Genomic DNA, 20,154 nt, shown 5'->3' with positions numbered 1-20,154 from the left:
AATTTGACAACAAAGAAAATATTTAAATTTATATTGCTATAAAGATAAATCACAGACTAAATTAGAAACATCTTGATTATTTTTTAAGTCTCAACATAATGAAATTTCTTATTAACGTGGGATTCATTTTCTGACGTCAAGAATTATCTATTTAACAAATTCCTTGAAATATTTTAAAAAAATTTTATTAAATTGTTTATAATCGTTATTTTTCTATTATAATTAAAAAATAAATTGCCAAATATTTAGCAATAAAAAATGGTAATCTCAAAATTATTGCCAACTTCAGCTATTGTAAAGGATGTGTATGAAAAAAATAGAGGTAGTTGTACTAGATGATCATTCTATAATTTTATCTGGAATAGAAAAAGAACTAGAATCAACTCATGTCTCAGTATCAAATAGTTACACAAACTCTCATGACTTAAAAAAATATTTAGCTGCCAATACACCTGATATAATAATCATGGATTATGCATTATCACCTGAAGATTTAGATGGACTTACCCTGATAAAGGATCTTCATAAAAGATATAACAAATTAAAAATATTAGTTATATCTGCCTATTCAGATCTTGCCATAACAGGACAAATTTTCAGATGTGGAGCAAAAGGTTTTATAAGTAAAAAAAATGCTAAAAAGCAACAGCTAATAAATGCAATAGATGCGATAGATGCGATATATAAAGGAAAATATTATTTTAATCAGGTATTTGACAGTTTAAAAAAACTTGAGTTTCACTATGAAAGTATCACTGATAATTCATCAAACTCTATATTATCAAATGTCTCCGTTGCTGATTTATCTAAAAAAGAGTTAGAAGTAATTCGCTGTTTTCTCGATGGTTTAACTGTTTCAATGATTGCCCAAAAATATAATCGCAGTATAAAAACAATAAGTGGACAAAAACAAACCGCACTTAGAAAATTAGGTTTAACTGCCGATCATCAATTATTTATTATAAAAGACGAAATATTGAAAAATGAAAAAATTTAAATTAATTAGCCTAATTTTTAATTTAATTTTACCGACTACTACTTTAGCGACAGAATTTAATCAAATTGAACGGGATTGGTTAAAGCATAACCCTGTCATTTATTATACTATCATTCCTAATAATCGAATAGAGTATATTCATAATAATGTTCATCATGGCATATCTCGCGAATATTTAAATGAAATAGAAAAAAAAACCGGATTAAAATTTATCTATCGTGATCAAAAAGAAAAAAATATAAAAATTATTGCTAATTTTATTAGTAAAACGTCTCATGATAAAAAATGGTTACAAAGCTATCCCTATATCTTCACCTCAGCAGTAATCGTCACAAGACCAGATGCACCATCTATGTTTACACCTCACCAACTAGATGGGAAGAAAGTTGTGGTAAAAAGAAATAGTCCTTATGAGGCTTTTTTAAAGGAACACTATCCCCAAATAATATTAATTCCAGAAGAAGATGCAATTTCAAGCTTAAATCAGCTGTGTGATACCTGTGATGCATATGCCGTTATAGGTCCAAATCTTATATTTTGGCCTTTGGTTCATAAATATTATGCCAATCATTTAAATTTTTCTGGTGTAATTCCTGAATTAAACACCAATATCACTATGGCTATTTCATCTGATATGCCCATATTAAAATCTATTATTGATAAATCGCTAAATAGTATCTCTGCAAAACGAAGTGATGAAATATATAAAAAATGGATTGATGAATTAGATATCACAGCACCACCATTTAATATGATATTAAAATATTATTATCTTGAAATAATTACCGCTATTTTAATATTTTTATTCCTATTAACACTACTTTTTTATATTAGAAAAGCGCAAATATCTGCTCAAAATAATGAATTATCAAAATCACTCTTTATTTCTATGATGAGTCATGAAATTCGTACACCATTAAATGCAATTATAGCATCACTAGAAATATTAAAAATCAAATTAAAAAATAAGGATCTGGAGAGATTTACAACTATTTCGATAAATTCATCCTTAGCTTTGCTCTCATTTCTTAATAATGTATTAGATGCTTCTAAATTGGAAGCAAAAGAACTAAAATTAAGAAACAAAGCGATTGATATCAATCAATTACTTATAGAAATAAAAAATGAATTCACTCCTTTATCTGAGTCTAAAAAAATAGCTTTAATTTACAAATCATTTATTCCGGAAAAAACATATATTAATATTGATTGTGATAAATTACGTCAAATATTACGAAACATCATATCCAATGCAATAAAATTTACAGAACAAGGCTACATTTTATATACCGCTAAATATAAAAAAAATAAATTATTTTTATTAATAAAAGACTCTGGCATAGGAATTGATGACAAAAAACAAAAAAAGCTCTTTCAACCATGGTTTCAAGTTACAAATAAAGAATTAAATTATAATCAAACGTGTAGTGGTCTTGGATTATTCATCTGTAAACAATTTTCTAAGATTATGAAGGCTGATTTTTCAATTAAAAGTATAAAAAATATCGGTACAGAAATAAAAATTGCTATTCCAGCTGATAAATCTAATGAAATAATAAACATCAATAAAGACGAAGAAATAAATATAAAAAAAATCAGTCCATTAAATAGATTATCGATTCTTATTGTTGATGATAACATATATAATATTGATGTTATTACGAAGCAATTAGATATTTTAAAATGTGATTGGGAGTATGTATTAAATGGTAATGATGCAATAGAAAAATTCAAACAAGAAAATTATTATGATTTAGTACTATTAGATAGTTTTCTGCCTGACATGACCGGATATGAAGTATGTAATACAATAAGAAATCTAGAAAAAATACAAAATCGGGTTACTACACCAATAATTTCCATCTCTGCGAATACCAGCAATCAACATATTGAACAATTCATTAATCATGGTGGCAATGATATTTTATCAAAACCGATAACTTTAAAAGACTTAGCCACATGTTTAACTAAATGGAGTTATTTAAATTCTAATATAGAAGATCTATCTGAAAATATTAATACTAATAATATTGATGAACTATTTTATAAAATATTAACCCTAGATTTTAAAAACTTAAGTTTAGCTAGCACTATGAATGATACGAATAATATCAACTACTATTTACATAGAATGAAAGGAGCAGCTCTACAAAATAATAGTCATGCCATAGCGAATTTAATAACTTCAATTGAAAATTTAATTAAAAAAGATAGCATTGATATAAAAAACAATGCGCTTATAAAAGTCTTACTGTTTCAATTAGAAGCTTTAACTCATAAAAAAAATGATTTTAATTAATCATGATTAGCTCTGGCTAAAACGACATATTTCATTTTTCTACTCTCTTATTTTTGAGAGTACTCTTGTTTAAATCCCATCAAGTTAACTTTATATTACCGTTAAGTAATTTTTATGTGACAAAAAATTACTCAACATAATAAAGAAATATAAGCCATATAATAATAGTTAATTAGAGCACACTCCATTATTGCTGAATTGCTGATTACTACTTATAGGCTTTATTCTGATTAATTTAGAAAGGTTAGTCAGTTGATTATTAATATATTTTGATATCAATTAAACCGGAGAAATTATTGTATGAAAAAGTGTCTTGTCTTATTTTTAATAGCGGGATTGCCTGCCACCATGGCAAATGCAGCAGACCAAACAGGATTGTATATTACCGGTAAAATCGGTGGCTCTGTTGTACAATCGACAAAATCTGCGGGTTCAATTTCTGCTGCAATAAATAGTAATAACATCTTTGATGAAAGTGGAAAATTAGATGATATTCCTTCTGGTGCCTTAGGAGGCGGAATTGCTTTAGGTTATAACTTTAAGCCTATGTTTCAATTGCCGGTCAGAGTGGAATTAGATTTTACTGCCAGAAGTAATCTGAAAAAAAATGGTTCAACTGGTGAAGAAATTGCAAATCAGCCCTTAGATATAGAAATGAAAGATAAAATTCAAATCAATACTTTAATGGTAAATGCAATTTATGATTTAGAGAATAGTAGCCAATTTACACCTTATGTCTTAGCTGGGGTGGGTGTTGCGCAAAATAATCGAACTGCGAATATTAGCGCTGATTATCGAAACAATAACACTAAATTATTGTCGGGTAAAAAAGTCAATTATAATTTTGCCTGGAGTATTGGTGCGGGTGTAAAATATGATATTAATAGTAATCTGGCTTTAGATCTTAGCTACCGTTATATCAATGCCGGAAAAACCAAAACCAATGGCGTAACAAATCTAGGTCCAATAAATATAAAAGGCAATTTGGAGTCCAGATTACATAGCCATGACATTATGTTAGGAATGACATATCTATTCTAATTGGATTTAATTTTTTAATTAGTGATTTTTTAATCTGAATTAATATATAATATTTTTTGCCAATTTTTATCTGGAAATCAGATAATTTATTTTCTGATTTCCAAATATTTTTTTATAATTGTTTTTTTCTTATGTGATTAATTATCATTAAAACAAACTCTATATTAATTGGAGCACTTCATGAAAAGACGCCAAGAGATAGCTTATTCATTAGGTAGAAAGATTAAAAAAATCAGAAAATATAATGGAATGACCGGAAAGGAATTATCAGTTAATCTTGGTATATCACAACAACAATTATCACGCTACGAAAATGGTATTAGCCTGATTACTATTGATAAAATCTATATTTTTTGCGATATATTTGATATAACCATTAGTCAATTCTTAGATTCCTGTAACGAACAAAAAAGTATAAGTCACCATCACTTTTTAAGCCCTTTCATTAATTAACAATAAAAAATTATAAACATTCATTTAGTTATAATGATAAATAAATCGAAAAGTCTTTTTTAATTTTGTAACATTTATGCTAATTAAATACTGACAAATAAAATTAAAAAAAATTATTTATAACACAATAATAAAGCCTCACTATTAATTGAAAATTAATTTTTCCCTACAACAATAAATTTATTAATCAATAATGTTATCAGTTATTTTTAATTAAATATATAAAATAACATGCCATTGTTAAATTTGAATATTTGATAATCTGATAAAATCTCTATATCATCATCATTATGTTTTTGAACTTTAGTGGCACAATATAAAAACACTACATAAAAAGCTCAAAAAGCAAAAATAAAATCAAAGATAATTTAGTAAAATAAATCAAATTACAACTACTAGTGTAAGACTCAAACCAACATTTAATTGTAATAATATTTATAAAATCGGCTGCAATAATAGCCGTAATGACTTTATTTTCCAGGGGAGCTGTGTTTTTTTAATGAATTTTTATCGTAACATCATAAGATTAATTTTAATCAATGTACTTATTGTGTCGACGACTGCCAACGCCAACATTTTTCCCGAACGACAAAATATAGATAATCAGCTCGAAAAGTTGGGTGGAGCAAACCGTTTTGATGACACTAAAACTATCGATTGGGGATTATTGCCTGGCCCGTTTTATACACCAGAAATGAGTGCCGGCGTTGGTGTGGCATTAGTGGGGTTATATCGTATTGATAGAAATGATAAAATTAGTCAACCCTCATCATTGGGTGTAAGTGGATTTGCCTCAGCGACTGGCGCTTTCGGACTAAATTTTAATAATTATAATTTTTTATCTGCCGAACAATGGCGTTTATTTATTTCCGGTACTGTAAATAACATCCCCACTTACTATTGGGGAAAAGGTTATTCTGCCGGTAAAAATGACCACAACAAAGTGGAATATAAATCTCAAGAATTTGCTATCAGACCAAGAGTACTATATCGCATAATTGATAATACTTATATAGGATTAGGTTGGGATTTTTCATTACTTAATGCTAATGATTTAGATGAGAGTAGCAAAAATTATTTTGCCAATTCAGTCGGTGGTCGTTCTATACGTAGTTCTGCAATTAGTGCCCACTTCAATTATGATTCCCGTGATTTCTTACCTAACGCCCGACATGGTCAAGCTTTTGAAGTTATTTACAGCTATTTTTCTCCAGAACTGGCTAGCGACAATCGTTTTCAAAGCACACAGTTACAATATTCTGCCTATTACACACTATCAGAAAATAGCGTTTTAGCCGTTGATAATTATGCCCGTTTTACTTCAGGTTCAGTGCCTTGGGATCATCTCTCTTTATTAGGAAATGCAAATCAGATGAGAGGTTATTATGAAGGACGTTATCGTGATAATAATGTTTTTACTACCCAATTAGAGTATCGTCGAAAGTTAGATTGGCGCCATGGTATCGTTGGTTGGATTGGGGCAGGAACACTTAGTGATTCACCATCAAAATTAGGCTCTAATCATTGGTTACCCACTATTGGTATAGGCTATCGATTTGAATTTAAACCTAGAATGAATATTCGAATAGATTTTGGTATCGGTCGCAATAGCACTGGCTTTTATTTCCAAGTGGGTGAGGCATTCTGATTAGCAAAAAATTTGTTATTTATAGTAGCGATAAGATAACCTGTAAGTGAAAATGAAACCAATAATATTAATCGAATTAATTTCCAAATCTAGCGATTGCCAGATCAATCTGAACTAACATAATAACCAATTTTTAAGTTAATCATTGGATCCCTCAATAGAATTGTTTAAAATTTAAGAAAATATTTTTTCCCACTATGATCTGAACCCTATTTTATGATACAAATTTTATTCTCTATGCCGACAGCAAAGATCTTTATTTTCTTTTCTGCCGACAATATTTTTTACCAATTATTTTTTAATACTATCTTACATTTGCTGTAAGCATTATTAAAATCCATAGTAAGGCAACACAATAGATGGAGCAATAAATTCGATCGACAAAAAAATAAAATTTCACCAAAAGAAAAATGTTGTATAACTCACTATATAAGGAGTATCTATTCTATCTTTTAATAAAATAGATGTTTATAATTAATACTAGATTGAAAATCATATAAATATATTAATTGTTAACATAAAATAGACTAAATTTATTATTTTCTATTATTAAAAATTTAATGGCATAAACAAGGCTGAAAACTTCTATCATCTAATTAAGAATTTTTTCATAAATTAATTTTCCCACCTCTTCATATCCTAAATTATTAAAATGAAGGTGATCAACATAAATATTATCGTGAAGTTTAGGCGACAAACTCATTAAAATATTCATATCATAATAAGGTATGTTTTCTTTTTGACAACCCGCTTCCAGCTGTGAAGAATACTTTTTATGTAAGTCCAAGGAACATAAATGATCAAATAATTGCCAAAATTTGTTTGCACAAGCATTTATTGCGTAAAACATCTCCTCTTCATCTTTATGAAACTGATCTTTACTCCATCGAGATAGTGGCTGCAGGATATAATACACTTTAGCATCATGCTTTTTGGCTAACTGTTTTATCTGAACGGCTGATTGAACAGTCATTTTAACTGCTCGATTGATACGTTCCTTAATATCTACGTAGGTATCAGTATATACCTTTTCCATTGGGTTTTGAGCAAGATCATCAAGCCAATTATTTAATCTTTCAGCAAGCTTTGGAATAAACTTTTTTACAGCACTATTACTGCATGATGCATTAGAATTTATTCTATAGGTTAAATCTTCATTATATTTATTCATATAATGAACCAGTTCGTAAGAATAATAATATTTACCATATTCTGAGGTAAAATCGTCGGAAAGCCCCTCAAAGGTTAGTGTGCTAACACCACTTAAGATAATAATATTTTTTATCTTTTTAAACCGATGCTGATTCAGCATAAAAAGAATTGCTTCCTGCACACAATTGTATCCACTACCACCAAAATTAAGCCATATTTCTCCAGTTAACTTAGAAAGTATAGAAGAAATTGTATATGCATCCGAAGTAGCTCCGGTTCCCATTGCAGTCGAACCACCAATAACAATGTTAACTGATTCATCGGTTGGAAAATTAGTTGGCGAAACCCAGCCCGAAAATGATTTACTCATTCGGAAGCCCATTTCATAGGTATTAATCACGGCTGATCGATAATTCTTATGGTGAAAAAACATAGTGTAAGGAAGCCAGCGAATACTTAAATACATAAATTCATCATATTCACGCAGTTGCGGTGTAAGTTCATAACATCTTTTCACAGCTTCCTGATGGGTCATTTGTTTATATTTCATTATTTACCCCCTAAAATTTTATGAAAATATGTAATTTAATATTTTCTAACAATCAATTATCTCACACTAAATAATTTTTAGAACTTTCACCCTATAACCTACAAATGCAATATTTAATTTCATTCTTGAAATAAATATATTAATGCCTACTTCATGGCTGCTAATAAAAATAAATATAATAAAAACTTATACGTTCTAAGTAACACGTAATCTTTATCTCTTATTTACACCGCGAAGTATCAATACTATAAAAACATTTTCCAGCGGGATAAAATGAATTTAATTCCTGAAACGATGAAATTATCAATGCGGCATTCGAATCTACTTAGCAAAAAGATTTATGTCAACAAAAATTTAACATTATTACAGTTTTAGCTAATGATGAATTAGGTTAAGGTTATAAAGCTTTTGGCGTCAACAGTCTTTTAATACTACTAATTATTAAATGTAACCATATGATAAAAAACAATTTAATATTCAAATAAATCAGATACTAAATTTTATAGTAATTTTTTTCTTTACATTTAAACATCACCATTGGTGATAACAAATAAGCAACAAAAATCCCACTACATAAAACAATACCAAAACTACTAATTGTTAAGCTATTACTAAAAATTAGTACACTTAAAGTCAAAAGTGTTGTCATCATAGCTAGAGTAATCGAAAATAAAGCGCAAAGTGGTTCATTATTAGCATTAGTCAGAAAAAATGTATAGTTAACACCAATGCCCAGTACTAAAACTAATGCTAATAGTGAAAAAATATTTAGGCAATGTCCAGTAAATGCAAGCATAGCAAGGCTACTGACTAATGATAATACTGAGGGTAATAAACTAATTACCCCATGACATAGACCCAATTTAGCTATCATACAGGCAGCTATCACGCCAAGTGCCGCAAATAGCAATCCCGCAATAATCATTCGATATAGGATAAATATTTCATTAAATACCGCTTTGCTATCTATCCATTCGACCCCTGGAAGCGCTTCAGCCAAGGCTGAAAGCGCTGCACTATTGTTGACCCCATCTACCGGAATTAAAATACCATTTCTACCATCCGGCAAAGTTGTCCATATCAAACGCCAACTTTCATTAACGGAATTTTCAGTATATTGCTCAATTTGACTTAACATTAAAGTCATCTTTAATTTATCTAAAACATTACCTGTATAATGATTGGCTTGGTCTTCTTTCAACATTAGATTGCCAATAAAGGCTGTATCGCGATATTGATTTTGTTCTGAGTCAAAAGGAATAAGATGATAATTCGTCAACCAACCACGTTTTTTCGCTATATTGAGTTTCATAATAGAAGCTTTAAGCCGCTTGAATGTTTCTTTAGAATTATCACCATAAATCATAAACCATTTTTGATCACTCTTGTTACTGGTTAAACTTATGATTGTTTCCTGAGATAAAATCACTGAAGGCAACACCTGAAGCGAAGAGACATCATTATTATTTTTAAACATTACCAATCCACCTAATGACACTACACCAACAAAAAGTGGTAATCCAATACGTAGCATTTTGTATCGTTGCCAAACTCTAAACCAAAGCAAAATGAAAGTTTTAGCAGGTACTGCCCGTACAGGTATGCCACGACATAACCATGGAAACCACAAAACAACCGTTAAATATGAGCCAATAAAGCTTATCGCAGCGAAAAATATCATTTGGCAGATTTCAGGAAAAGGCGTAAACATCATAATAATATAAGCAGTTACAGTAGTAATAAGTACTAATAATAACGTCGCTTGTATTTTTCTAAGACTTTGCCAAGGATTTGCTTCATGGCCATAAACCATACGTTCTGTAAGATAGTAAAGAGAATAGTCTACCGATAGTCCTATGATGCTTATATTCATTACTAACGTAATTAAATATAATTCACCAAAAACGTATAACGTAGTAACAGTAGCAACTAACGCACCAATACCAATCGATAAAAAACAGAGTAATAATGCAAGAAGTGAACGAAAAACAATCAATATCAGTGAGCCCATTCCCAATATGGCAATAATGCCAAAGATCAAAATATCTTGTTTTATCTGCTGGCTTTTATAATCACTATATAGAAAAGTACCACGTGATAAAATTTGTGCCTGCGGATAATCAATCGTAAATTGCTTCGCTCTGGTTTCTAAATTCGTAACTAGCTGATCGATGCTATGCATATTAAAAGAAGAATTTACCAGCTCTCCATAAATCAGATACCAATATTGCCCTTGATAATCTTGTATTATAATCCAACCATTTTGTATACATAACTGACTGGTATTTTGTGCTAACTTTTGCCACGTATCAGGCATTTGTATTAGAGGATCAATAGTAGAATTTTTGTAATGATCAACTAAAACGTCATAAATTTGAGAAAATATCCACTGAGCATGAGCATTATTATGATTTTGTAATACTGGCTTCGCTGGCAGTTGATCATCTTCACTGCAATGAGTAAGAATCCTTGCTTCTAGTTGTTTCTGTCGTTGCGTATCAATCGGGCCTTTAACATAATCAATACTGGGTTCTAAACGCAATAATGCTATCCAATGTTCTGCAACCGATGAATCTAGTTGCTTTCCCGGACTTATCAACCACAGTAATTGCCGTTCGAACGGCGGCTCAAAATCATTATCAAGCGAGGGAGATGGATGGTGTAAATTTTTTTGCGGTAACCAGGTTAAGATATCGTCACTAAATCGTACATTCGGTAACAATGCTAATAATGCTATTAATAGCAAACAAATAAAGAGCCAGATAACGGCACCCCAGTGCAAAAATTTAATCAGCAGAACGGGGGGCTTCATCGTTAATCAGTGTAAAAAGCATCTATTGATATTGCCCTACAGCAGAATTAATCTGATAATTTTGCTTATTATCTAAAAGAAAAGTATCGAGATAAAATAAATTTTTAAAATAATTAATCTGAATAACATTATTTAATAATTTATTTATCAAGAAAAAATATAATAGAAATTTAAGTTTAAATATGGCTAAACCAGTATTCATTACGATGAAAAAATAGTAAAAAACTTTCACAAAATCACTCCCTGACATTAAAATAAAAATGTTCTTGCTATGATTTCTTTAACGTTATTTTAATTTACATTGTAAATTTAGTTGCATCACTTGAATAAAAAATGAGTAACCATATAACAACACCATCCTATAGAAATAAGTAAAATTACCCTATCAAAAATCTATTAACAGTGTAAAGAAATATCCATCCCATAAATGAACAGTTGGTTATTTATGCTGAAAATAATTGTATTTTTAACATATAAAATAAAAAATATTATTCTCTATTTTTATAAAAAAATATTTTTTATAATAAATTAGCTAAAAAAAGGATTACTGTTAACTGACTAATAGTAAAAAAACTCGTATATCTTTTGTGATTGGAAAAAATTGTCGTTTATATTTATTAATTATATTAATCATTTAATAGCTATTAGAGTGTCCATTACAACAATTACATTGCAGCTATTTTACCTAATTAAAAAGATGACGATTATGTTTTATAAGGATCACAAGAATCAATCATAGACATTAATTATTTAATATAATTATAATCATGCTAAATACCACATAATAAATTTTCATAGTAATGTTTTAATTACTATTTGTTCAGTAATAATCATCATTGTCTTTGCTGTAATACTCATAAAAATATCATCCTTCCTGTCCATTAAACTAGGGCAGTTGCCACCCATTAAAAACATAGCGCATCACGTGTTGTTTGTGCTAGATTTTGACTTATAAGTAATGAATGTGTGGATATCATGTTTACTATCATCAAAAAAATAATCAGACAAAAAATCATTATCGTAGCGGTTAGCCTCATTATTGCAACGCCACTATCAACCTTTGCTAAAGAACCAAAAAACTTCATTTATACCAGTTCCGATGATTTCGAATCGGTATCAGCCATTTTAGAACGTAGCGACATTCATGGCGTACAGATTGTTTACAATTGGCGTTTGCTTGAACCCGAGAAGGACAAATATGACTTCTCAAAAATTGAAAAGGATCTGTCACGCCTTAAGAAAGCAAGAAAAAAATTATTTATCCAGATCCAAGATCGATTTTTCGAGCCAAACGCCCGATACGTCCCTGATTATCTGTTGAATGATCCAACCTATAACGGTGGACTATCACCACAGTTTGATAATCCAGGTGAGGGAAATATGGTAGGTTCTGGTTGGGTGGCACAGCAATGGGTTCCTGCCGTACGTCATCGTTATCAAGCGCTATTGGCTGCACTTGCTAAGCGTTTTGATGGCCAGATATATGGAGTGAACTTACCTGAAACTGCCATTGATTTAGATGAGAAAGCTCTACCTAAAGGATTTTCCTGTGATAATTACTTCGCCAGTGAAATAGAAAATCTCGCCTTTGCACGAAAGGTGTTTACCAAGTCACATGTAGTGCAATATGTTAATTTCTGGCCGTGCGAATGGAACAATGACAAAAATTATATGAGCCGATTATTCAAGTTCGCCAGTGCTCATAACATTGGCCTCGGAGGTCCAGATATTGTCCCCAACCGTAAGGCACAAATTAAAAACTCATACCCCTTCTTCAATCAATACAAAAATAAATTAACACTTGTTGCCATGGCAGTGCAGGAACCAACCTTAACCTATATAAATAAAAAGACGGGTAAGCCATTTAGCAAGGCCGAGTTTGTACAATTTGCTGAAGATTATCTCGGAGCCAATATTATTTTTTGGAGTACAAAATCACCTTGGCTGGCTGAAAAATAAGTAAAATTAACTGTAGAGTATAATTTTTTTAATCAACAAATAGTTCAGAAAAAATAGGTTTGAGCTGTATACCGTTCACAAATTAGTAAGTTGAAAAATGACTTTAAAAGGAAAAAGCACCAAACCAAATTTAGTCTGAAAAAAAGGATATGAACAACGGAAAACAATTTAATATGTGACAACTAAAATTCTTGTACCCGCAAGGCATTTTAAAAAATGTTACTGATCTTTCATATCCGTTAAGGAAAATATGGCTTTACCAATACGAGCAATAGCTTCATTACTTTGGGTTAGAGTTGCTTTTGTTTGTGTAATATAGATAGAAACGATTAACGGCTGACGGTTTTCTGGCCAAACCAGACTGATAATCGATCTGGAGCCATAATCTCCGGCACCTGTTTTATCAGCAATTTTCCACTTTGCTGGCAGAACGGAACGTAATAACGCATTCGCGACTTTGTCATCTTCCATCCACTGTCTTAATTGCTGACGCGATGAAGGCTGCAACACATCACCAAGAACCAATTTTTGTAATGTTTGGCTAATAGCCACTGGAGTTGTAGTATCACGCAGATCACCCGGTATAGCACTATTCAATTCTGGTTCAAAACGATCGAGCCGGGTAATAGAATCACCTATGCTACGTAAAAAACGGGTAAAACTAGCTGGGCCTCCTATTTTTTTCTCAATGAGATTAGCTGCCGTATTATCACTGTAACTAATTGCAGCATTGCATAATTGTTGCCAATTCATCGATAAAGGAGCGATAAATTTTTCAGTTACAGGAGAGTAAGCAACCAATTGCCCTTTCTGAAATTGAATACTTTCCGTCAATACTATTTTTCTATCATCCACCTGATTTAACAACATACCACATAGCAACGCTTTAAAAGTGCTGTTTAGAGGGAATCTTTCATTACCTCGATAACTTACAGTGATATTATCCGCTGTATCAATAACAGCAACACCAATACGAGAATTTAGTTTTTTTTCTTCTTGCTTAACAATGTTAGTCAACTGAGTGTCATTAATTATATAAGCATTTGCGTTACTACAGACAGCCGTAATAAACAAGACCAACCCAACAAATTTTATTCGATGTTTGAAAAACATAGTATTATCCTATCCTCGCAAATTATGTAAAAACCCAAACAAAAACTCACCATTGTTATTGATAACATATTACAAAGATTAATTAGTTGATATATTTATATTGAATAAAATTATTAACGCAGTTTTACATTCCACATTTATGATTATATTTACAGGCATTGTTACATTTAGGATGATAAATTTGCTATAGTCACTTTCAATCTACAATTACTTTACTGTTATTCAATTTAAAAATAATAAAGCCTCACCAAATAAATTTTGGTGATATTATTTTGATCGACTGCTGTTCTCGCTTAATTGGGTTCTTCTCTCCATTAGTACTGCCTAAAAAATTTCTTTTACTTACCCCTAGCTATAAGCGTGGTTATCTTGAGAGATAACCTAAGATATTTCAGGCAAAGAAAGTAATAACCTTATTGTCGCGCAAGATATAATAGCCCACTATCTGGCTACCTTTTGCACGATACTGAGTGAGCGATTGGGTCAATTCCAGTGTAATTCGTTGATATAAAACCTCTATTTTACAAACTCTGGCTGCTTCAAAACCAAAGAAATGTCTGACTTCAGGGTAAAGCGCTTTGAATAAACTTTCTTTAGCAGAAAATGTAATTAATAATGCAAGTTCATAATCAATACCACTATCCACCAGCAGTACTTGTTCATCCAAAGAAGAAAAAAGATTTGCTGTCTCTCTGATAGTTAACGAAGAGAATGTCTCGATATCGACGCCGGGTATTAGACCTGCTTCCTGCGACGTTACAAGCGCGATAGCATATCCGTCGGTATGGGAAAGGCTACCACACCATCCTGATGGCCAGGCTGGTGCGCGATCCCGCCCAATACCGGGTGTGTTATTACATCCTTCAGTTTGTAGCAGTATTTTAGCTGCATATCGTACTGCTACATATTCTGCTCGACGTTTAACCACCGCTGAATTTAGTGATTGAGGAAAAGGAATAGCAAAATAGGCAAATAATTCGTCCTGATAACAACGAATATCAAAATTGACCAAATAGTAACGCAAGCAAGGTAAATGGATAACCATCCCCACCTCAAAATAGCGAATAAAAGGTGGAGCAGAGCCAGTCGTGATTGAAGTGAGCATTTAACTATCGCTAATAACAAACAAAATAAAAATCTATAAAACAATTAATTACGCCATTATGAATACCCGCTTAAAAGTGAGCCATTTTTCATCTCCAGTAAAGGTTTAATGTGGCTCCACAGTTTTCTTCGGGTCAGCTTGCGTCATATTGTTTCCAATACACTTTTTTAACCTATAGCCTTTGTCTATACGATTTGTAAGGCTGCACCCAGTGCGCACTATTTGCCGCGCAGGTCAGAACCTTTTATATAACCAATCAATGTTGTCAGATTTGTTTTACACTTTTTCCTTCAACATTGATTGGTTTTGCAAGCAAGGCTAGCTCTCGGAAGTTAGGTTACCGCCTGCTCGATCGTAGGCGAATACTTAGTCACAACGCTATCACTGATGACATTGGCGATAATTCGATTTAGTTGACTGAATAGTTGTTTCCCGTTGTTGCTGTTCAAAATTGAGTAGTGGTTACCTTCAATGCAAATACACTCGGCGGTTTTAAGTTGTTGACGCCAGAATTGCATCGCCTGTTGGCTCTGACTTGCATAAATCAAATAGGTCATTACTCTTGGCGAATAACTCGGAATGAAACTACGCAGGCAAGTGAGGTTACGTCGGAAAGCTCGTAGCAGATTGCCAACATAATTTCGCGTAAAGGGTGACAGGTCTAATCCATCACTCTTTTCCCCCACCATCAAAAGTTTTACCTGTGGCAGAGTAATGTCATGCAATTTGTAATTCAGTTCCTTAGCAAACCCATGCAGTTGGGAGTCATCTGTTGGTGGCGTTTGCCACGCGTTGGCAGCAAGCGGATCTATCATGACTAAAACCGGTTTTTTGCTCTGGAGTTCCGACATAGCTATCATCTGATAAGCTAATAGCGCACCAAATGACCATCCCACAATAATTAGAGGACAGTTGTCTTTCAGCTGTGACAATACTTGGCGGCAATAAACTGCAGCTCGTTCAACCAGGGTGTCTTCTGCTAGTATCTGCCCAGCTAGCATAGGATCTTGGATCTGAATAACGCCGACCCGATTATCCAGCATCTTCAACATTTCCCGATAAGCTAACAGATCACCGCCAATTGGGTGAAGTAAAATGATCTGAGCCATTTCCTTCTTACTGATCTGCTGTGTTGGTTTGGCCGTATCCTCAGTAATAAAACGATAAAGTGCCTCAGGGGTATCAAGTTGCATAAATTCAGCAAGCGTAAATGGACGAGGCGATTTATTATTCAACTCATCCAGTAGTTCCAGCGCCTGAATGCTGTCACCACCCATACTCTCCCAGGAGGTATCATTGTTACTCTCTGTAAGGCCAAGATGACCCGCATACAATTTTTTAATCAATGGTAGTGAAAATTTATCAGCGGAATTAGAGCTGATGACCACCGATGGACGGGATGGTAGATGTTGTTGATAAAACCAGCGCGATTCGGTAAAACCCGTTGTGCATACTAACTGCTGGATCTGCGGTGAACTCACGGCTTGATAGAGCATTTCAGCCCCCTCACGACGAGTGATACCGCTACTCAAATGTAGCAGATTATCATGGCGACGCAGCCCAGCCGGAAGCTCCTGAACTGACATACCTCCATCCTGCCAGATATCCCAGTTGATCGTTCGGTATTGGCAATTTTGTTGGTTTGCGGCTTTAGCGGCGACCCACGCATCCAAATAGCCGTTAGCACAAGCATAACTGAGTTGCCCAACACCACCATGAATAGCTGACATAGAGGAGGAGCAGATAATCCAACGGGGCTCTAGTGTCTGGAGGATCTCCAGCGCTGCGCAGCTACGAATTTTTTCCTCAACCACAGAGAAATCTTCAACACACTGGTGACGGGCAATAAGCGCACCTGCTGGCACGCCAGCACAGTGTAAAATCCCCTGTATAGGGTTATAATGCGCTTGCAATAAGTTGGTTAGTGATTGCACCTCGGTTATGTTGGTGAGATCGCAACTGAGCGATTCGTATTCACACTGACCGGCTAACTGCAAAGCGACCGGATCTTTATTTACTCGGCGTGAAACAAGAACAAATTGGCTATGTGGTGCAATGGCGGCAATAGCCTGCACTAAAGCCTGACCGATGCCACCGCTGCCACCGAGTACAACATAAGTGCCTGATGGCAGCAGCATGGGTAACTGATGTAGTGGTTGCTCTGCCAGCGGTTGATAGCTGAGCTTTAACCATTGCTTCCTGCGCCACGCATGTACTATGCCATGCTGACTCAAACCATATCCGATAGCGACAGTAAGGCTATCAACTGAGCAATCAAAAAGTGCACAATGTATCTGTGGGTGTTCCTGAATAATAACATTCAGTGCACTGGTTAACATCGCCTGTTCCGGTAGAACAACTTCCCCTACTGCCGTACTTAATGCATTGACAGTGAGTCGATTCAATTCTAGCGTGCGATTCGGCAGGCACTGGCTAGCTGCCTGTATGACATGAGTTAGACTTAACAACAGCTCAACAGCGCTCTCGCCAACAGAAGAAACCCACAGAATTTGTACTTTTCCTGCGGTGTTTGCTGCCTGTTTTAATAGATGGTCGGGTTTTTCTTCTGGAGATAACACCAGCACCTGACGTGCCGTCAGCTGTACATTATCGGGCAATATGCCAATCACCAGGCAGAGATCAGCGACCGCCATCTGAGGTTGAGCTACCCGTTGCCAGCAAGGCGTGTAACGCCACTGTTTAGTGGCTAGTTTTGCCGGAACCCTAGCAGGAAGTAACATAAAAGGAGCAAAGTTAAAATTGGTGGTAGAAAACTGCCAGCTTGCAGGATGATTATTTACCCGGCTGACTGGCCATCTACTTTCTTCGTCCAGCAACCAATCACGGCACTGCTGAGCCTGAACCTGGGACAGTTGCTGGCTATTGTGCAGTCTATCAATTCGCCTTAATATCTGCGGGTTGTTTTGTCCTTGTGTTAACCAGCTTTCCATTTCTGCTTGCGCTTGAGCCAGATCGCTCCATATGCCGAGATGACGTATTGTCTGTGGTTTATGCAGTGATAAGCGTGCGCAAAGGGTAGATAAATCCAGCGAAGAGGTACGTATGATATTCAACACTTGAACGATAAGTCGTTGTAACGCCTGCGGCGTAGCGGCTGATAAGGGTGCCAAACAGATCCCTTGTTGCTTGATTGAAGGCGAACAGCGCTCTTCTTGCCGCGGTTCACGCAAGATAAGATGCGCATTGGTTCCCCCCATGCCAAAACTACTGACACCAGCGTAGCGTAGCGCATCACTTTTCCACTGGCGACTGGTGGCACTGGTTGTGAACGGTGTTTTATCCATTTCTAGCAATGGATTAGCACGCTGATAGCCTACATTAGCAGGCAATACTTGATGATAGAGTGCCAAAGCAGCCCGGATCAACCCTAAGATACCAGCCGCTGGACCGGCATGACCGAGCTGACTTTTTACTGACGCAATATGGCAGAAATTTGTTTTGCCGGTTGTTGATGAGAATGCTCGGCTAAGCGCGGCCATTTCGATCGGATCACCTAGCGGTGTTGCTGTACCGTGAGCTTCAACATAACCAATTCGATCGGCGGTTATTCCGGCACGTGTTAATGCCGAACTAATCACTTTCGCCTGCCCGGCAACAGAAGGCGCGGTATATCCCGCCTTATCGCGACCATCATTATTAATTGCACTAGCAGTGATAACGGCATAAATGCGATCATAGTCGCGCCGAGCTGCCGCTAATGGTTTAAGGATCACAACGCCACACCCATTGGTCGCCAGCGTGCCATCCGCATTGTCGCTGAACGGATTAGTACTACCTTGTCTAGAGAAGATATGGCCCGGCGCCCATTTATACCCCTGTACAGCATCTGGATCAATATTTACCCCAGCCACTACCATCATTTCAGCATCACCCATGTTTAATGCATTGCATGCCTGATGCACTGCCACCAGAGAGCTTGAACAACCAGTTTGCACCGTTAGCGCCGGGCCACCTAAGCCAAGGTAATAAGCCACTTTCGTTGCCACAAAATCCTTCTGATAAGATAAACCTAAGAAAAAAGGATCGCTATTACGACTTTCAGTGCAATCTCTCCGCTCTAACCAGCGCTGGTAAAATGCATCGCCTATACTAGCCATTATACCAACCGACGCCAGATCTTGCCTGCTACTATAGCCGGCATTTTCTAACGCCTGTACTACGCTCATCAACAAATGGCGCTGTTGTGGATCCATACGTTTTGCTTCTTGGGGCGAAATACCGAACCAATTTTGATCAAAGTCGAAAATGCCTGATAGCGATGAACGTACTGCCACTTTACGCTCTTCATTATCGCTGCGAATAGTAAGCAATGATCTATCTCGCTCTACCAACTCGCGAGAATCCATGACAGCACGCCAAAATGTTGCCAGATCAGCACATTGACTGACATTGATTGCCATTCCAATCACCGCAATGGCGTTTTCGTCTGCCGAAGTTTCAGTCAACCTAGTTGGTTTAGTTGCTATCGATGTGATAGAAGGCGGCGTCATCGTTTCACCCGCTAAAAAATAGCTCAATTGGTCAATACTCGCATGCTCAAACAGATCGTTAAGTTTGAGAGTAGTTGCGCCAGCCTGAATCAACGCTACATGGATTTTTATCAGTCGTAACGATGTTAATCCCAGGGCAAAAAACTTAGTCTGCTCACAACTAGGTTTTCTACCCAACTCTTTCTCAATTAGCTGGCTTAATAAATAGCGCCAGTCTGCCACCGATCGCTGATTTGTTGCTTGCCGTCTGATAGTGGTCTGTACACTGAGATTATCATCTGGTAGCGGGTGCCATAACAACCTGGCTAGACCCGCCCGGTCGATTTTGCCACTCGGTGTCGTACTAAGTGCATCTACCACGCGAAATTCCATTTTTAAAGCGCCGGCTGGCAACCACTGCTGTAATCGTTGATATAACTCGGTCGTTGATACTTGAATCTGTGGCGATTTAAGGCGCAAATAGGCCAGCAACTGCCCTTGCTGCGCCATCACTGCCACTGAATGGAAATAGCCG

11 protein-coding genes are annotated in these 20,154 nt (G+C 35.0%); 6 read left to right on the top strand and 5 right to left on the bottom strand.

Going from position 1 to position 20,154, the window contains the following annotated elements:
* Window positions 1-307 precede the first annotated feature (307 nt).
* The 5 genes from LDL57_RS00375 (at window position 308) to LDL57_RS00355 (ending at window position 6,438) form a co-directional block, all read left to right on the top strand.
* Complete coding sequence (locus LDL57_RS00375; protein WP_225506738.1) at window positions 308-997, top strand: response regulator; 690 nt, start codon at window positions 308-310, stop codon at window positions 995-997.
* On the top strand, window positions 984-3,296 hold the full coding sequence (locus tag LDL57_RS00370) for a response regulator (protein WP_225506736.1): 2,313 nt from the start codon (window positions 984-986) through the stop codon (window positions 3,294-3,296). Before LDL57_RS00375 ends, LDL57_RS00370 begins: the two co-directional genes overlap by 14 nt.
* A 300-nt stretch (window positions 3,297-3,596) precedes the next feature.
* Window positions 3,597-4,337 carry an outer membrane protein gene (locus LDL57_RS00365; RefSeq protein ID WP_180559142.1) on the top strand — a complete coding sequence of 247 codons (741 nt, stop codon included), beginning with the start codon at window positions 3,597-3,599 and terminating at the stop codon, window positions 4,335-4,337.
* A gap of 180 nt (window positions 4,338-4,517) precedes the next feature.
* Window positions 4,518-4,790, top strand: coding sequence for a helix-turn-helix domain-containing protein (locus LDL57_RS00360; RefSeq protein ID WP_225506732.1), 273 nt, complete (start codon window positions 4,518-4,520; stop codon window positions 4,788-4,790).
* Window positions 4,791-5,289: 499 nt separating this feature from the next.
* Window positions 5,290-6,438: a BamA/TamA family outer membrane protein gene (locus LDL57_RS00355; RefSeq protein WP_225506730.1), complete on the top strand. Its 1,149-nt coding sequence runs from the start codon at window positions 5,290-5,292 to the stop codon at window positions 6,436-6,438.
* A 592-nt stretch (window positions 6,439-7,030) separates the two neighbouring features.
* Here LDL57_RS00355 and LDL57_RS00350 read toward each other — a convergent pair.
* Both LDL57_RS00350 and LDL57_RS00345 read right to left on the bottom strand, forming a co-directional pair.
* A complete protein-coding gene (locus LDL57_RS00350; protein ID WP_180559139.1) occupies window positions 7,031-8,140 on the bottom strand; it encodes an SGNH/GDSL hydrolase family protein in 1,110 nt (369 codons plus the stop codon).
* Between the two features lie 493 nt (window positions 8,141-8,633).
* On the bottom strand, window positions 8,634-10,952 hold the full coding sequence (locus LDL57_RS00345; RefSeq protein WP_180559138.1) for an MMPL family transporter: 2,319 nt from the start codon (window positions 10,950-10,952) through the stop codon (window positions 8,634-8,636).
* Window positions 10,953-11,927: 975 nt separating this feature from the next.
* Here LDL57_RS00345 and LDL57_RS00340 point away from each other — a divergent pair.
* Window positions 11,928-12,911, top strand: coding sequence for a hypothetical protein (locus LDL57_RS00340; RefSeq protein ID WP_180559137.1), 984 nt, complete (start codon window positions 11,928-11,930; stop codon window positions 12,909-12,911).
* A 219-nt stretch (window positions 12,912-13,130) separates the two neighbouring features.
* Here LDL57_RS00340 and bla read toward each other — a convergent pair whose 3' ends face one another.
* The 3 genes from bla to LDL57_RS00325 form a co-directional block, all read right to left on the bottom strand.
* Window positions 13,131-14,024 (bottom strand): class A beta-lactamase, encoded by an 894-nt coding sequence (gene bla / locus LDL57_RS00335; RefSeq protein ID WP_180559136.1) that lies wholly within the window; start codon window positions 14,022-14,024, stop codon window positions 13,131-13,133.
* 391 nt (window positions 14,025-14,415) lie between these two features.
* The gene (locus tag LDL57_RS00330; RefSeq protein WP_225506728.1) at window positions 14,416-15,129 is read right to left on the bottom strand and encodes a 4'-phosphopantetheinyl transferase family protein; all 714 of its coding nucleotides are present in this window, start codon (window positions 15,127-15,129) and stop codon (window positions 14,416-14,418) included.
* 332 nt (window positions 15,130-15,461) lie between these two features.
* Window positions 15,462-20,129, bottom strand: coding sequence for an SDR family NAD(P)-dependent oxidoreductase (locus LDL57_RS00325; RefSeq protein ID WP_225506725.1), 4,668 nt, complete (start codon window positions 20,127-20,129; stop codon window positions 15,462-15,464).
* Between the last annotated feature and the right edge of the window lie 25 nt (window positions 20,130-20,154).

It is taken from the genome of Arsenophonus apicola (assembly GCF_020268605.1).
GTDB classification, from domain to species: Bacteria; Pseudomonadota; Gammaproteobacteria; order Enterobacterales; family Enterobacteriaceae; genus Arsenophonus; species Arsenophonus apicola.
Note: the sequence above shows the minus strand (reverse complement) of the source record. Positions and strands in the feature narration are given on the sequence as shown.